General features: G+C 70.9%; 12 protein-coding genes. 7 read left to right on the top strand and 5 right to left on the bottom strand.

Annotated features, from left to right (window positions below; genetic code table 11):
- Positions 1–8: 8 nt before the first annotated feature.
- Genes ACGFNI_RS22240 through ACGFNI_RS22220 form a run of 5 tightly spaced genes read left to right on the top strand, consistent with a single transcriptional unit; the run spans position 9 to position 5611 of the window.
- A complete protein-coding gene (locus tag ACGFNI_RS22240) occupies positions 9–1034 on the top strand; it encodes a sugar ABC transporter substrate-binding protein (RefSeq protein ID WP_393686230.1) in 1026 nt (341 codons plus the stop codon).
- The gene (locus ACGFNI_RS22235; RefSeq protein WP_393686228.1) at positions 1034–2704 is read left to right on the top strand and encodes a sugar ABC transporter ATP-binding protein; all 1671 of its coding nucleotides are present in this window, start codon (positions 1034–1036) and stop codon (positions 2702–2704) included. Before ACGFNI_RS22240 ends, ACGFNI_RS22235 begins: the two co-directional genes overlap by 1 nt.
- Positions 2701–3732: an ABC transporter permease gene (locus ACGFNI_RS22230; protein ID WP_393686227.1), complete on the top strand. Its 1032-nt coding sequence runs from the start codon at positions 2701–2703 to the stop codon at positions 3730–3732. The genes ACGFNI_RS22235 and ACGFNI_RS22230 overlap by 4 nt, the downstream gene beginning before the upstream one ends.
- A gap of 8 nt (positions 3733–3740) precedes the next feature.
- Entirely contained in the window at positions 3741–4757 is a 1017-nt protein-coding gene (locus ACGFNI_RS22225; protein WP_393686225.1) for an aldo/keto reductase, read from the top strand.
- Positions 4757–5611: an amidohydrolase family protein gene (locus ACGFNI_RS22220; RefSeq protein ID WP_393686224.1), complete on the top strand. Its 855-nt coding sequence runs from the start codon at positions 4757–4759 to the stop codon at positions 5609–5611. Before ACGFNI_RS22225 ends, ACGFNI_RS22220 begins: the two co-directional genes overlap by 1 nt.
- 27 nt (positions 5612–5638) lie before the next feature.
- On the opposite strand, the gene ACGFNI_RS22215 is transcribed toward ACGFNI_RS22220, so the two are convergent.
- The 5 genes from ACGFNI_RS22215 to ACGFNI_RS22195 all read right to left on the bottom strand — a co-directional run bounded on the left by ACGFNI_RS22215 (position 5639) and on the right by ACGFNI_RS22195 (position 11530).
- Positions 5639–6310 (bottom strand): FadR/GntR family transcriptional regulator, encoded by a 672-nt coding sequence (locus ACGFNI_RS22215; protein WP_393686222.1) that lies wholly within the window; start codon positions 6308–6310, stop codon positions 5639–5641.
- 214 nt (positions 6311–6524) lie between these two features.
- Entirely contained in the window at positions 6525–8129 is a 1605-nt protein-coding gene (locus tag ACGFNI_RS22210; RefSeq protein WP_393686220.1) for an FAD-dependent oxidoreductase, read from the bottom strand.
- A gap of 2 nt (positions 8130–8131) precedes the next feature.
- A complete protein-coding gene (gene glpK, locus ACGFNI_RS22205) occupies positions 8132–9685 on the bottom strand; it encodes a glycerol kinase GlpK (RefSeq protein WP_393686218.1) in 1554 nt (517 codons plus the stop codon).
- 48 nt (positions 9686–9733) lie between these two features.
- Entirely contained in the window at positions 9734–10537 is an 804-nt protein-coding gene (locus tag ACGFNI_RS22200; protein ID WP_393686217.1) for an MIP/aquaporin family protein, read from the bottom strand.
- A gap of 228 nt (positions 10538–10765) precedes the next feature.
- Positions 10766–11530, bottom strand: a complete 765-nt coding sequence (locus ACGFNI_RS22195) for an IclR family transcriptional regulator (protein WP_393686215.1) — start codon at positions 11528–11530, stop codon at positions 10766–10768.
- 240 nt (positions 11531–11770) lie between these two features.
- Here ACGFNI_RS22195 and metH point away from each other — a divergent pair, with 240 nt between their 5' ends.
- Positions 11771–15280 carry a methionine synthase gene (metH, locus tag ACGFNI_RS22190; RefSeq protein ID WP_393686213.1) on the top strand — a complete coding sequence of 1170 codons (3510 nt, stop codon included), beginning with the start codon at positions 11771–11773 and terminating at the stop codon, positions 15278–15280.
- Positions 15281–15452: 172 nt separating this feature from the next.
- Positions 15453–16166 carry an HAD family hydrolase gene (locus tag ACGFNI_RS22185; RefSeq protein ID WP_393686212.1) on the top strand — a complete coding sequence of 238 codons (714 nt, stop codon included), beginning with the start codon at positions 15453–15455 and terminating at the stop codon, positions 16164–16166.
- Positions 16167–16380: the final 214 nt, after the last annotated feature.

Genomic DNA, 16380 nt, shown 5'->3' with positions numbered 1-16380 from the left:
GACCACCCATGAGACTGCGTACGACCGGCGCGGCGGCCTGCGCCGCGGTGCTCGCCACCGCCGCACTCGCCGGCTGCAACCGCGGCAGCGACGCGGCCGGAAAGATCGGCATCGACATCCCGCGTGCCGACACCGACTTCTGGAACTCCTACCAGCAGTACGTGTCGAAGGACCTGGACCGCGACGGCACGGCCGCCCTGCCGCTGTCCAACTCGCAGAACGACATCTCCAAGGTCGTCTCCAACGTGCAGGCCCTCACCGACCAGGGCGCCAAGGCGATCGTGATGGCCCCGCAGGACACCGGCGCCATCAGCGCCGAACTCCGGCGGCTGGCGGAGAAGAAGATCCCGGTCGTCAGCGTGGACACCCGTCCCGACGAGGGCGCGGTCTACATGGTCGTGCGGGCCGACAACCGCGCGTACGGCGAGAAGTCCTGCGAATACCTCGGCGAGAAGCTCGGCGGCAGGGGCCGGGTCGCCGAACTCCAGGGCGACCTCAGCTCGATCAACGGCCGGGACCGCTCGGCCGCGTTCGCCGCCTGCATGAAGAAGAAGTTCCCGAAGATCACCGTGCACGAGCTGGCCACCGACTGGAAGGGCGAGGTCGCCTCCGCCAAGCTCCAGAGCCTGCTCGCCCAGCACCAGGACATCGACGGCATCTACCTCCAGGCCGGCGGCGTCTTCCTCCAGCCGACGCTGGCCCTGCTGGAACAGAAGAAGCTCCTCGAACCGGCCGGATCCCCGGGCCACATCACCGTCATCTCCAACGACGGCATCCCTGACGAACTGGCCGCGATCCGGGCCGGGAAGATCGACGCCACCCTCTCCCAGCCCGCCGACCTCTACGCCAAGTACGCGCTGTACTACGCCAAGGCGGGTGTGGCGGGGAAGAAGTTCACACCGGGCCCGACCGACCACGGCTCGACCATCGTGAAGATCAAGAACGGCCTGGAGGACCAGCTGCCCGCCCCGTTGGTCACCAAGGACACCGTCGACGACGGGAAACTCTGGGCCAACCAGCTGGAGAAGAAATAGTGCCGCCCGCAGCCACCGGCCCCACCGGGACGCCACCGGCCGCGGCGGCCGTCCGCGCCGAAGGCATCGTCCGGCGCTACGGCCCCACCCTCGCCCTCGACGGCGCCCGGCTGACCGTCGCGGCAGGTGAGGCGCACGCACTCGTCGGCCGCAACGGCGCGGGCAAGTCCACCCTGGTCTCGGTGCTCACCGGCATGCAGCGGCCGGACGCGGGCGAGATCACCTTCGGCGGCGCGCCCGCGCCCCGCTGGGGCGACACGGCCGCCTGGCAGCGCACCGTCGCCTGCGTCTACCAGAAATCGATGACCGTCCCCGACCTGACCGTCGCGGAGAACCTCTACCTGGGCCGGCTGCCGGGCCGCCGCGCCATCCGGTGGCGGGCGCTGCGCGAGCGGGCCCGCGAGCTGCTCACCGATTACGGCGTGGACGTCGACCCGGCCGCCCGCATCCGTGATCTCGGCGTCGAGCAGCGGCAGTTCGTGGAGATCGCCCGCGCCCTCTCCTTCGGCGCCCGGCTGATCATCCTCGACGAGCCGACCGCCAGGCTCGACGCGGGCGGCATCGACCGGCTCTTCGGCAAGCTCCGCGCGCTGCGCGCCCAGGGCGTCGCCTTCCTGTTCATCTCGCACCACCTCCAGGAGGTCTACGAGCTGTGCGACACCGTCACCGTCTTCCGTGACGCGCGCCATGTGCTGACCGCGCCCGTCGCCACCCTCACCGATGACGCGCTGGTCGAGGCGATGACGGGGGAGCCGCGGGCCGCGGCGGCCCGGCGCCGCGCACCTGTGGCACGGCCCCCGGGCGAGCCGGTCCTGCGCACCGAACGGCTGGCCGTCCAGGGCCACTTCGCGCCACTGGACCTGACCGTACGGGCCGGCGAGGTGGTGGGCCTGGCCGGGGCGACCGGCAGCGGGAACACCGCGATCGGCGAGACGCTGGTGGGCCTGCGGGCCCCGGACGGCGGCCGGATCACGGTGCGCGGCCGGCCGGTGCGCGGCGGCAGCGTCCCGCACGCACTGGGCGCCGGCATCGGCTACGTCCCCGAGGACCGCCACCGCGAGGGCCTCATCGCGGGCCGCAGCGTCGCCGAGAACGCCACGCTGACCGTCACCGACCAGCTCGGCCCGTTCGGCACCGTACTGCCGTCGCGGACCCGGGAGTTCGCCCACCGGATGATCACCTCGCTGGACATCAAGACGTCAGGTCCAGGACAGCCGGTGTCCGGCCTGTCAGGCGGCAACCAGCAGAAGGTCGTCATCGCCCGCGCGCTGGCCCGCGAGCCCGCCGTGCTGGTGGCCGTCCGCCCCACCAACGGGGTGGACGTCAAGTCCAAGGACGCGCTGCTCGGCGTGGTGCGGGAGACCGCCGACGGCGGCGGCTGCGCGCTGATCGTCTCCGACGAACTCGACGATCTGCGGATCTGCGACCGGGTGCTCGCGGTCTTCCACGGCCGGGTGACCGCCGCGTTCCCGGCCGGCTGGAGCGACCACGAACTGGTCGCGGCCATGGAGGGGATGGAGGGGCCGGAGGGGCCGGAGGTGGCGGGCGGCCCGGACGACACCCCGCACCGCTCGGACGATGCCCCGCCCCGCCCGGACGGCACCCCGCACGGCACCCGGCGGGCGGCAGGAACCGCAGGAACGGAAGGCACCGAAGGGACCGCGCCATGACCGAGACCGCACCGCCACCGGCCACCCACGCCGCCCGGCCCCCGGCGCCCGCCCGCCCCCGGGCCCTGCCGGGCCGCTGGCGTGACCTCTCCCTGGTGCCGGTGATCTTCGTCCTGGGTGTCATCGGCTTCATCGTCTCGCCCGCCTTCCTCACCCAGGACAACCTCATCGGCGTCGTCCAGCAGTCCACCGAACTGGGCCTGCTGGTGCTCGGCGAGGCGCTGATCCTGATCAGCGGGCGGATGGACCTGTCACTGGAGTCGACGATCGGCCTCGCCCCGGTGGTCGCCCTGTGGCTGGTGATGCCCGCGCACGGCGCCCGCTTCGCCGGACTCGGGCTCCTCCCCGCCTGGAGCGCCGTCCCGCTCTGCCTGGCCGTGGGCGCGGCCATCGGCGCCACCAACGGCTTCCTCATCCTCAAGCTCCGCGTCAACGGCTTCATCGCCACCCTCGGCATGCTCACCATGCTGCGCGGCCTCCAGGTCGGCATCTCCGAGGGCCAGTCCATCGGCAACGTCCCGGCGTCCTTCTCCTACCTCGGCAAGGCCGAGTGGCTGGGCGTCCCGGCCGCCGTATGGATCTGCCTGGCGCTCTTCGCCGCGGGCGGCGGCGTACTCGGCTACCTGCGGCACGGACGGGCGCTGTACGCCGTCGGCGGCAACCCGGAGGCGGCCCGCGCCGCCGGCATCCGGGTGGACCGCCTCACCTGGATCGTGCTGACCACGGGCGGGGTGCTCGCCGCCTTCGCCGGCATCCTCTACACCGGCCACTACGGCGCGGTCTCCGCGAGCCAGGGCAACGGCTGGATCTTCCAGGTCTTCGCCGCCGCGGTGATCGGCGGCATCAGCCTCAAGGGCGGCCGTGGCACCCTCTTCGGCGCGCTGACCGGCGTTCTGACCCTCCAACTGGTCATCAACGTGATGACGCTGGGCGGGGTGCCGCCGCTGTGGACCCAGTTCCTCAACGGCATGATCATCATCATCGCGCTGGTCATCTCCCGCTTCACCAGCGGCGAGAAGCAGGACTGAGGCCCGGCATGCCGTATCTCCCGCACGGACCGAGGGAGTTGGGGCGCAGCGGCGTCACCGTCCCGCCCCTCGGCCTCGGCTGCGCCCCGCTGGGCAACCTCTACCGCGCCGTCCCCGAGGCCCAGGCGCAGGACGTGCTGCGCACCGCCCTCGCCACCGGAGCCCGCTACCTCGACACCGCCCCGCACTACGGCGTCGGCCTCGCCGAGGAGCGCATCGGCCGGGCACTGCGCGGTCGCGACCGGGCCACGTACACCCTCTCCACCAAGGTGGGCCGCCGGCTGCGACCGCTGGCACCGGGCGAGGAGGCCGAAGGCGAGGGCTTCGTCGACACCCCCGCACGCGCCCGGGTACGGGACTTCAGCCGCGACGGCATCCGGGCCGGCCTCGACGCGTCCCTGGAACGGCTCGGCGTGGAATCCGTCGACATCGTCTACCTCCACGACGTCGAAGACCACCTGCGCGAGGTGTACGAGACCGGCTTCCCCGCCCTCGCCGAACTCCGCGACCAGCGGGCCGTACGCGCCATCGGCTTCGGCATGAACCACAGCGGCGTGCTGGCCCGCCTGGTCGCCGACCTCGACGTGGACGTGGTGCTCTGCGCAGGCCGCTGGACGCTGCTGGAGCGCACCGCGTTCGACGACCTGCTGCCGGTGTGCGCGCGGCGCGGCACCTCGGTCGTGGTCGGCGGCGTCTACAACTCCGGCCTGCTGGCCGACCCGTCGCCCGGCGCGCCCTACGACTACGCCCCCGCGCCGCCCGCCGTCCTGGCGCGGGCCCGCCAACTGGCCGACATCTGCGCGGAGTTCGGCGTCCCGCTCAAGGCCGCCGCGCTGCGTTTCCCGTTCGGTCACCCCGCCGTCGCCTCGGCGGTCGTCGGCGCCGCCACCGCCGACGAGGCCGCCCAGAACGCCGCGCTGTTCACCCACGACATCCCCGACGCCCTGTGGCACACCCTCGTCGCCCGTGGCCTGCTCGGCCCGGACCTGCCGCTGCCCACCGCCGACCCCGGAGCACGCCCCTGATGCGTATCGACGCCCATCACCACCTGTGGAACCTCGGCAGGCGCCCGCAGCCCTGGATGGACGGCCCCTGGGCCGACCCCATCCGCCGCGACTTCACCCTCCCCGATCTCGCCCCGCAGCTCGCCGCGCACGGCATCGAAGGCACCGTGCTCGTCCAGTCCTCGTCCTCGTACGAGGAGACCGCCGAGCTGCTGGCCGTCGCGGCGGGGGAGGGGCCGGTACGCGGCGTCGTCGGCTGGGCCGACCTCACCGATCCGGCGCTCGGCGAGGTGCCGGCCGCCCTCGGGCCCGGCCTGGTGGGCATCCGCCACCAGGTCCAGGACGAGCCGGATCCCGACTGGCTGACCCGGCCCGACGTGCTGCGCGGGCTGCGCACCCTGGCCGCAGCGGGGCTCGTCTACGACCTGCTGGTCACACCGCGCGAGCTGCCCGCGGCGCTGGCCGCGGCGCGCGCGGTGCCGGAGCTGTCGTTCGTGCTGGACCACGCGGGGAAGCCGCCGGTGGCCCGCGGCGCACGCCTGCCCTGGGCCGACCACCTCACCGCCATCGCCCGGCTGCCGAACGTCAGCTGCAAACTCTCCGGCCTGGTCACCGAGGCCGACTGGACCACCTGGCGGCCGGAGCCACTCCTGCCGTACGCCCGGCACGTCCTGGACGCCTTCGGGCCGGGCCGGGTCCTCTTCGGCTCCGACTGGCCGGTGTGCACCCTCGCCGCCCGCTACGACGACGTCGTCGCCCTCGCCGAGTCGGCCACCGGCCATCTCACCGCCGCCGAACGCGCCGCCGTCTTCGGGGGAACGGCGGCGCGGGTGTACGGCATCGGGCGGCCAAAGGCGCGGCAGCGAGCGGAGTGAGGGGAGGAGCGGGGGCGAGGGTGAGCGTCACAGCGTCGAGCGCAGCCACTGCTCCACGCTCGCGATGTGCACCGTCGCCCACGCCCGCGCGGCCTCCGCGTCGCGGTCGCGCAGCGCCCCGATGATCGCGCGGTGCTCGGTGAGGGTGCGGGCCACCGCGTCCTTCTGCGTCAGCCCCCGCCAGATCCGGGCCCGGGTGGTCGGCCCCGACAGGCCGTCCAGCAGCGAACAGAGCACGGAGTTGCCGGACGCGGCGACGATCGCGCGGTGGAACTCCAGGTCGCCGCCCACCAGATCCTCCACCGATGGATCCGGGCCCAGCGCGTCCAACTGCGCCTCCAGTGCGTCCAGTTCGGCCGGATCGATCCGGCCGGCCGCCATCGCGGTGGCGGCGGGCTCCAGGATCCGGCGGACGGAGAGGAACTCAAGGACCGTGTCGTCGCGGTGGAAGTCCACCACGAAGCTCATGGCCTCCAGCAGGAGCTGCGGATCCAGGCTGGTGACGTACGTCCCGTCGCCCTGCCGGACGTCCAGGATGCGGATCAGCGAGAGCGCGCGGACCGCCTCGCGCAGGGAATTGCGCGACAGGCCCAGATCGGCCGCCAGTTCGCTCTCCTTGGGCAGCCGGTCGCCCGGCCGCAGCGCCCCGGAGACGATCATGCCCTTGATCTTCTCGATGGCCTCGTCAGTGACGGCCATGGCCGACCTCCCCGCTCGGACCCGCCGGACATCCCACCAGACATCCGATGTCTGGCCCCATTATGGCCTCTCCCGGGCCCCCGGTGGCCCTCCGTACGCGGACCGGGCCACCCGTCTTCCATGGGCAACGCCACACCCCGCCCCGCCCCACCGCACGCCGAAGGGGCGGCCCCCGTCCACCGGGAACCGCCCCTCCATCCGTTCACGCCGGGAATCAGCCCTCCAGCATGCCCTTCACCTTGGCGCGGACGTCCTCCGTGTCCAGGCCGCGGATGGTGAGCGTGGTACGGCGGCGCAGCACGTCGTCGACGGTCTCGGCCCACTCGTGGTCACGGGCGTAGGCGACCTGCGCCCAGATCTCCGGAGCGTCCGGGTGGATCCGCTCGGCCAGCTCCGGGTTCTCGTTCGCCAGCCGGGCGATGTCGAAGGACAGCGAGCCGTAGTGGGTGGCGAGGTGACGCGCGGTCTCCGGGGCCATCCGCGGGCCGGGGGCGGTGCCGTCGATCAGCAGCCGGTGCGCGACCGCGTTCGGGTTGGCGATGCCGGGCAGCGGGAGCTTCTTCGGCAGGTGCGAGATCGGCTCCATGTCCTCGGCCAGCGGGTGGCCGGGCAGCGCGGCGAGCTTGTTCATGACCGTACGGCCGATGTGCCGGAAGGTCGTCCACTTGCCGCCCGCCACGGACAGCATGCCGCCGCTGCCCTCGGTGACGACCGTCTCGCGCTTGGCCTTCGATGTGTCGCCGGGGCCGCCTGGCAGCACCCGCAGACCCGCGAAGGAGTACGTGATCAGGTCGCGGGAGAGCTGCTGGTCACGGACCGAGAAGGCGGCCTCGTCGAGGATCTGCGCGGTGTCCTTCTCGGTGACCGCGACGTCCGCCGGGTCACCATCGAACTCCTCGTCGGTGGTGCCGAGCAGCAGCATGTCCTCCCAGGGGAGGGCGAAGGTGATGCGGTACTTGTCGATCGGCGTGGCCAGCGCGGCCTTCCAGGGGGCGGTGCGCTTGAGCACCAGGTGCGCGCCCTTCGACAGCCGGATGGAGGGGTCCGCGCCCTTGTCCTCCATCTTGCGCAGGTGGTCGACCCACGGTCCGGTGGCGTTGAGCACGAGGCGGGCGTTGACGCCGAACTCCTCGCCCTCCATCCGGTCCTTCAGCTCCGCGCCTGTGACCCGTCCCTGGGTGAAGCGCAGGCCGGTGACCTCGGCGTGGTTGAGGACCGTGGCGCCGGCCGCGACGGCGGCGCGGACGGTCATCAGGGCCATCCGGGAGTCGTTCATCTGGTCGTCGCCGTACACGGCCACGGCCTTGAGGTTCTCGGTGCGCAGCTCCGGCACGTCACGCTGGGCCTTGGCCGGCGATATGACGTGGCCGACGCCGTCGCCGAAGGCGGACAGCGCGGAGTACGCGAAGACGCCGGCGCCGAGCTTGGCCGCGCCGTGCGGACCGCCCTTGTAGACGGGCAGGTAGAAGGTCAGGGGGTTGGCGAGGTGCGGTGCCACCTGACGGGAGACCGCACGCCGCTCGAAGTGGTTCTCCGCCACCAGCTTGACCGCGCCGGTCTGCAGGTAGCGCAGACCGCCGTGCAGCAGCTTGGAGGAGGCGGAGGAGGTGGCGCCGGCGAAGTCACCGGCGTCCACCAGGGCCACCCGCAGTCCGGCCTGCGCGGCGTGCCAGGCAGTGGAGATGCCCAGGATGCCGCCACCGATCACCAGGAGGTCGTACGTCGCCTTGGAAAGCTGTTCCCGGGTCTCGGCGCGGCTCGCGGTCGAACCATCGGCCGGGTGCGTCCCAAGTGCCGGGACGCTCTGCAGGGTGCTCATGATTACTCCTCGACAATGCTGTCATCGAGCCAGCCCATGGAGCGTTCCACGGCCTTGAGCCAGCTCTTGTACTCGCGGTCACGGGTGGCCGCTTCCATCCGGGGGGTCCACTCGGCGGCCCGGCGCCAGTTGGCGCGCAGTTCGTCGGTGCTGGACCAGAAGCCGACGGCCAGTCCGGCCGCGTAGGCGGCGCCGAGACAGGTCGTCTCGGCGACCATCGGGCGCACCACGGGCGCGTCCAGGAAGTCCGAGATGGTCTGCATCAGCAGGTTGTTGGAGGTCATGCCGCCGTCGACCTTCAGTGCGGTCAGCTCGACGCCGGAGTCCTTGGTCATGGCGTCGGTGATCTCGCGGGTCTGCCAGGCGGTGGCCTCGAGAACGGCGCGCGCGATGTGGGCCTTGGTGACGTAGCGGGTCAGGCCCGCGATGACGCCGCGCGCGTCCGAGCGCCAATAGGGGGCGAACAGGCCGGAGAACGCCGGCACGAAGTACGCGCCGCCGTTGTCGTCGACCGTGCTGGCCAGCGTCTCGATCTCGGCGGCGGAGTTGATCAGGCCCATCTGGTCCCGCATCCACTGCACCAGCGAACCGGTGACGGCGATGGAGCCTTCCAGCGCGTACACCGGCTGCTGGTCGCCGATGCGGTAGCCGACGGTGGTGAGCAGGCCGTTGTACGAGTTCACCGGCTCGTGCCCGGTGTTCATCAGCATGAAGGTGCCGGTGCCGTACGTGGACTTGGCCTCGCCCTGGTCGAAGCAGGTCTGGCCGAACAGCGCGGCCTGCTGGTCACCGAGCGCGGAGGCGACCGGGACACCCGCCAGGGCGCCGCCCGCGGTGATGCCGTAGACCTCGGCGGACGACTTGATCTCGGGGAGGACCTCCGCCGGGATGTGGATCGACTGAAGGATCTTCTCGTCCCACTCCAGCCGGTGCAGGTTCATCAGCAGGGTGCGCGAGGCGTTGGTGACGTCCGTGACGTGCACGCCGCCGTTGACGCCGCCGGTGAGGTTCCAGATGACCCAGGAGTCCATGGTGCCGAAGAGGATGTCGCCGCGCTCGGCGCGCTCGCGCAGGCCCTCGACGTTGTCCAGCAGCCAGCGGATCTTGGGCCCGGCGAAGTACGAGGCCAGCGGCAGGCCGGTCTCGCGGCGGAAGCGGTCCTGGCCGACGTTGCGGCCCAGTTCCTTGCAGAGCGCGTCGGTGCGGGTGTCCTGCCAGACGATGGCGTTGTGGACGGGCTCACCGGTGTGCTTGTCCCAGAGCAGCGTGGTCTCGCGCTGGTTGGTGATGCCGATCGCCTTGACGTCGGCGGCGGTGATGCCGGCCTTCTCCACGGCGCCGGCCACGACCTGCTGGACGTTGGCCCAGATCTCGGTCGCGTCGTGCTCGACCCAGCCCGGCTTCGGGAAGATCTGCTCGTGTTCCTTCTGGTCGACCGCCACGATGCGGCCGTCCTTGTCGAAGACGATGCAGCGGCTGGAGGTCGTGCCCTGGTCGATGGCCGCGATGAACGGTCCGTGGCCGTGGGAGGAGGGCGTGTTGTGGGTGTCACTCATGGTGTGCTCCAGAAAATCTGTGCGGGCGGAGTCGGGAGGCGGCGCGGATCAGGCGAATGCCACCTGATAGATGCCACCGGCGATGGCCCCGCCAATCAGCGGGCCGACGACCGGGATCCAGGCGTATCCCCAGTCCGAGCCGCCCTTGTTCGGCAGCGGCAGCAGCGCGTGCACGATGCGCGGCCCGAGGTCGCGGACCGGGTTGATGCCGTAGCCGGTGGGTCCGCCCAGCGACAGACCGATACCGACGACGACCAGGGCGACCAGCAGGGAGCCCAGCGGCCCGACACCCTTGCCGTCGTCGCTCAGGCCGAGGGTGAGGATCGCCAGCACGAGCACGATGGTGGCGATGATCTCGGTTGCGAGGTTCTGTACCGCGTGCCTGATCTCCGGGCCGGTGGAGAAGATGCCAAGGACCGGTCCCGCCTTCGGGGCCGCGGCCTGATCGACGAGTCCGTCCGAGCCGAGTCCGTCCGTGCCGTTGTGCGCGGCCAGCACCTCGGGGTCCGTCAGGTGCGCACGGAACTGCCCGTAGTACGAGACCCACACCAGGAACGCGCCGATCATGGCGCCGAGCAGCTCACCGCCGAAGTAGACGGGTACCTGGCTCCACTCGATGCCGCCCTTGATGGCGAGACCGATGGTGACCGCAGGGTTGAGGTGCGCGCCGGACTTCGCGGCGATGTAGGCGCCCGTGAGGACGGCGAAGCCCCACCCGAACGCGATGGCGACCCAGCCGGCGTTGTACGCCTTGGAGCGCTTGAACGTGACGGCGGCGCAGACGCCACCGCCCAGCAATGTCAGAACAGCGGTACCGATGGTCTCGCTGATGAAGATGTCGGAGCTGGACACCCGCGACTCCTTTGTCCTTCGTCCAGGGGAAGGCGGACCCCCAGGTCCCTCCGGTGGTCCGCACCCTCCAAGAGGGTGGTGGTCGGCCCGCGGCACTGCCCACCATAACGAAGATTGTCGCAAGGTGTTCGACAATGCCGACCGACGAACGGCAGTTTTGTTTACCCGCAGGAAACCGTCAAGGCATCTGTGGCGAAAACCTTGGGTGAATATATGCACCCAAAGGGGTCAAAACCGACCTGCACCAAGATCTCTGGACACGGCGCGTGCGCAATCCCTCACCGCAGCGACGATTTCCGGCCGCAGCTCCCCCTCCTGGCACACCCGTTCCACCGCCCCTGTGATTCCCACCGCACCGACCGGCATCCGCCTGCGGTCGTGGATCGGCGCGGCCACCGACGCCACGCCCTCCCAGGTCTCCTCGACGTCGGCGGCCCAGCCGCGCGCCCGGGTCACGTCCAGGACCCCCTCGAATTCCTCCATGCCGGTCACCGTGCGCGGCGTGAGCGACTGCCGCTCCACCTCCGTGACCTCGCTGTGCGCCACCGGGTCGTACGCGCACAGCACCTTGCCCAGCGCCGTGCTGTGCAGCGGGTGCATCGCGCCCACCTCAAGGACCTGGCGGCTGTCGTCCGGCCGGAAGACGTGGTGGACGATCAGCACGCCCTGCTGGTGCAGCACACCGAGATAGACGCTCTCGCCGCTGGAGCGGGCCAGGTCGTCGGTCCACACCAGGGCCCGCGCACGCAGCTCGTGCACGTCCAGGTAGCTGTTGCCCAGGCGCAGCAGCTCGGCGCCCAGTTGGTAGCGCCCGGACGCCGGGTCCTGCTCGACGAAGCCCTCCTGCTGGAGCGTGCGCAGGATGCCGTGCGCGGTCCCCTTGGCCAGACCGATGGCGGAGGAGATGTCGGACAGTCCCAGCCGCCGTTCCCCGCCGGCCAGCAGCCGCAGCACTGCGGCTGCTCGCTCCAGCGACTGGATGGTGCGTGCCATCGGACAACCTCCGGTATTGAGCGGTTCGACAATGCTGAACGATATCGGCCCATGCCGACCGGTGGGGGGCGCTGCGGCCATCCCACGATCATGAGCTGCGCAGCGCAAGCGGCAGGCCACACAGCTGTCCACGCGCTGGAATGCCGCACACCTGTACCGGGTCGGCAGCTACGCTGGCCGGGTGCGCCCTCTCCCGGAGGGTGCAAAGCCGACAGCCGTCGCAACCAGGGGAGTATCTCCATGGCCTCGTACACGCCATCGTCCGACAGCACATCCCGCATCGATTCCTTCCGTGAGGCGCTGGCCTCCCGGGTGGTGGTCGCCGACGGGGCGATGGGCACGATGCTGCAGGCACAGGACCCGACGATGGAGGACTTCCAGCAGCTGGAGGGCTGCAACGAAGTACTCAACATCACCCGTCCGGACATCGTGCGCTCGGTGCACGAGGAGTACTTCGCGGTCGGCGTCGACTGCGTGGAGACCAACACCTTCGGCGCGAACTTCGCCGCACTGGCCGAGTACGACATCCCCGAGCGGGTCTTCGAACTGTCCGAGTCCGGCGCCCGCATCGCCCGCGAGGTCGCCGACGAGTTCACCGCGTCGACCGGGCAGCAGCGCTGGGTGCTGGGCTCGATGGGCCCCGGCACCAAGCTGCCGACGCTGGGCCACGCCCCGTACGTCACGCTGCGCGACGCCTACCAGCAGAACGCCGAGGGCATGATCGCCGGCGGCGCCGACGCGCTGCTGGTGGAGACCACGCAGGACCTGCTGCAGACCAAGGCCGCCATCCTCGGCGCCCGCCGCGCCCTCGCGGCGACCGGCACCCGCCTCCCGGTGATCTGCTCGGTGACGGTCGAGACCACCGGCACCATGCTGCTGGGCTCGGAGATCGGCGCCGCGCTGACCGCTCTGGAGCCGCTCGGCATCGACATGATCGGCCTCAACTGCGCCACCGGACCTTCCGAGATGAGCGAGCACCTGCGCTATCTCGCCCGCAACTCCCGCGTCCCGATCTCCTGCATGCCCAACGCGGGCCTGCCGGTCCTGGGCAAGGACGGCGCGCACTACCCGCTGTCCGCCGGTGAACTGGCCGACGCCCAGGAGTCGTTCGTCGCCGAGTACGGCCTGTCGCTGGTCGGCGGCTGCTGCGGCACCACCCCCGAGCACCTGCGGCAGGTCGTCGAGCGGGTGCGCGGCCAGGTCCCGCCGGCCCGTGTGGCACGGCCCGAGCCCGGCGCCGCCTCGCTCTACCAGACCGTTCCCTTCCGCCAGGACACCTCCTACCTGGCCATCGGTGAGCGCACCAACGCCAACGGGTCGAAGAAGTTCCGCGAGGCGATGCTGGAGGCCCGCTGGGACGACTGCGTGGAGATCGCCCGCGACCAGATCCGCGAGGGCGCCCACATGCTCGACCTGTGCGTCGACTACGTCGGCCGGGACGGCGTCGCCGACATGGAGGAGCTGGCCGGCCGGCTCGCCACCGCCTCCACGCTGCCGATCGTGCTGGACTCCACCGAACTGCCCGTGCTCCAGGCCGGCTTGGAGAAGCTGGGTGGCCGCGCGGTGATCAACTCCGTCAACTACGAGGACGGCGACGGCCCCGAGTCCCGCTGGGCGAAGGTGACCGCGCTGGCCGCCGAGCACGGCGCGGCGCTGATCGCGCTGACCATCGACGAGACGGGCCAGGCCCGCACCGCCGATGACAAGGTCGCCATCGCGGAGCGGATGATCGCCGACCTGACAGGCAACTGGGGCATCCACGAGTCGGACATCCTCATCGACACCCTGACCTTCACCATCTGCACCGGTCAGGAGGAGTCCCGCAAGGACGGCATCAACACCATCGAGGCGATCCGCGAACTCAAGCGCCGCCACCCCGATGTGCAGACCACGCTGGGCCTGTCGAACATCTCCTTCGGCCTGAACCCCGCCGCCCGCATCACGCTCAACTCCGTCTTCCTCGACGAGTGCGTCAAGGCGGGACTGGACTCGGCGATCGTGCACGCCTCGAAGATCCTGCCGATCGCCCGACTGGAGGAGGAGCAGGTCAAGGCCGCCCTCGACCTGATCTACGACCGCCGTGCCGAGGGCTACGACCCGCTGCAGAAGCTCATGGAGCTGTTCGAGGGCGTCAACACCAAGTCCCTCAAGGACGGCCGTGCCGAGGAACTCCTGGCCCTGCCGCTGGACGAGCGCCTCCAGCGCCGCATCATCGACGGCGAGAAGAACGGCCTGGAGGCCGACCTGGACGAGGCGCTGACGAGCCGTCCGGCGCTGGACATCGTCAACGACACGCTCCTGGAAGGCATGAAGGTCGTCGGCGAACTGTTCGGCTCCGGCCAGATGCAGCTGCCGTTCGTCCTCCAGTCCGCCGAGGTCATGAAGACCGCGGTCGCCCACCTCGAACCGCACATGGAGAAGAGCGACGACGAGGGCAAGGGCACCATCGTGCTCGCCACCGTCCGCGGCGACGTCCACGACATCGGCAAGAACCTCGTCGACATCATCCTGTCCAACAACGGCTACAACGTCGTCAACCTCGGCATCAAGCAGCCCGTCTCGGCGATCCTGGAGGCCGCCGAGGAACACCGCGCGGACGTCATCGGCATGTCGGGACTCCTGGTCAAGTCCACGGTGATCATGAAGGAGAACCTCCAGGAGCTGAACCAGCGCAACATGGCGGCCGACTTCCCCGTCATCCTCGGCGGTGCCGCCCTCACCCGCGCCTACGTCGAACAGGACCTGCACGAGATCTACGAGGGCGAGGTCCGCTACGCCAGGGACGCCTTCGAGGGACTGCGCCTGATGGACGCCCTGATCGCCGTCAAGCGCGGGGTGCCGGGCGCGGCGCTGCCCGAACTGAAGCAGCGGCGGGTGCCCAAGCGCGAGACGGCCGTGGTGGAGGTCGATGAGCCCGAGGGCTCGGTGCGCTCCGACGTCGCCGTCGACAACCCCGTCCCCGCCCCGCCGTTCTGGGGCACCCGCGTCGTCAAGGGCATCCAGCTCGCCGACTACGCCTCCTGGCTGGACGAGGGTGCGCTCTTCAAGGGGCAGTGGGGCCTCAAGCAGGCCCGTACGGGAGACGGTCCGACGTACGAGGAGCTGGTGGAGACCGAGGGCCGGCCGCGGCTGCGCGGCTGGCTGGACAAGCTCCAGACCGAGAACCTCCTGGAAGCCGCCGTCGTCCAGGGCTACTTTCCCTGCTACTCCAAGGGCGACGACCTCATCCTCCTGCACGAGGACGGCACCGAGCGCACCCGGTTCACCTTCCCGCGCCAGCGCCGCGGGCGCCGTCTGTGCCTGGCCGACTTCTTCCGTCCCGAGGAGTCGGGCGAGCGGGACGTGGTCGGGCTCCAGGTCGTCACCGTCGGCTCACGGATCGGCGAGGCGACGGCCAAGCTGTTCGCCGACAACGCCTACCGCGACTACCTCGAACTGCACGGCCTGTCCGTCCAGCTCGCCGAGGCGCTGGCCGAGTACTGGCACGCACGGGTCCGCTCGGAGCTGGGCTTCGCGGGCGAGGACCCGGCCGACGTCGAGGACATGTTCGCCCTCAAGTACCGCGGTGCGCGCTTCTCGCTGGGCTACGGCGCCTGCCCCGACCTGGAGGACCGCGCGAAGATCGCCGACCTGCTCGAACCGGGGCGCATCGGCGTCGAGCTGTCCGAGGAATTCCAGCTCCACCCCGAACAGTCCACCGACGCGATCATCATCCACCACCCGGAGGCGAAGTACTTCAACGCACGGTGAGCGCCGTGTGGCCGCCCGTCACCTCCGGCGGGCGGCCCGCCGCGGCCCCGGCGGGCGTCCCGCGGCGGCCGGTCGTACACTGGTCGGTCCGGTAGTGGCCGGTCGTTCTCCCCGCACGGGGCGGCGACCGGCCCTTTCGTCCCTTCGGGGACGCCCTCACGGAGGTGAACGGATGACCAGCAGCATCCCCGCGGTCGCCACCCGTACGGCCGAAGACGCGACCCTCCAGGCCGTCTTCCTCGACCTGGACGGCACCCTCGTCGACACCGAGGGCTTCTGGTGGGAGGCGGAGGCGGAGGTCTTCGCCGAACTGGGGCACATCCTGGACGACACCCACCGCGGTGTCGTCGTCGGCGGCCCGATGACCCGCAGCGCCGGCTACCTCATCCGGGCCACCGGAGCCGAGATCGGCCTGGCGGAGCTGAGCGGTCTGCTCAACGCCCGCTTCGCCGCCAGGATCGCGGGCGGCGTACCGCTGATGCCGGGCGCGCACCGGCTGCTCGCCGAACTGTCCGCACACGCCGTGCCCACCGCGCTGGTCTCGGCCTCGCACCGGACCATCATCGACCGGATGCTGCACTCCCTGGGAGCGGCCAACTTCCGTCTGACGCTCGCGGGTGACGAACTGGCACGTACCAAGCCGCACCCGGACCCGTATCTGACGGCGGCGGCACGGCTGGGTGTCGACCCCGCGCGATGCGCGGTGGTGGAGGACACGATGACGGGTGTGACGGCGGGTGAGGCCGCGGGCTGCCGGGTCGTCGCCGTGCCGTCGGTGCTGCCGATCCCGCCCGCTGAAGGCCGTACGGTCGTCCGTTCGCTCGAAGAAGTCGATCTGCCTTTTCTCCGGTCACTCATCACGGAAAGCCGTGGCGGCGTGTACTGAGCGTGCTTCGGTGAAAACCACCGGAACTCAGGGGAGTGGTTCGCTCATTTTCCGTGACGAATGCACGGTCGAATTCCTGCACGGTGAAGGGTAATTGGGCGCGTGAGGTTTCTCACGCGCCATGGCATCGACAGCCGGGCCGACAGGTGTTCCAGGGGGTCTCTTCGGCTCTTTGTGCGGGGGTAAGTGTCCGGATTGGTGGAGCGACGTACGA

The organism is Streptomyces sp. NPDC048644 (assembly GCF_043199105.1).
Lineage (GTDB): Bacteria > Actinomycetota > Actinomycetes > Streptomycetales > Streptomycetaceae > Streptomyces.
The sequence above is the reverse complement of the archived record's forward strand: the minus strand, read 5'-3'. Positions and strand labels throughout refer to the sequence as shown.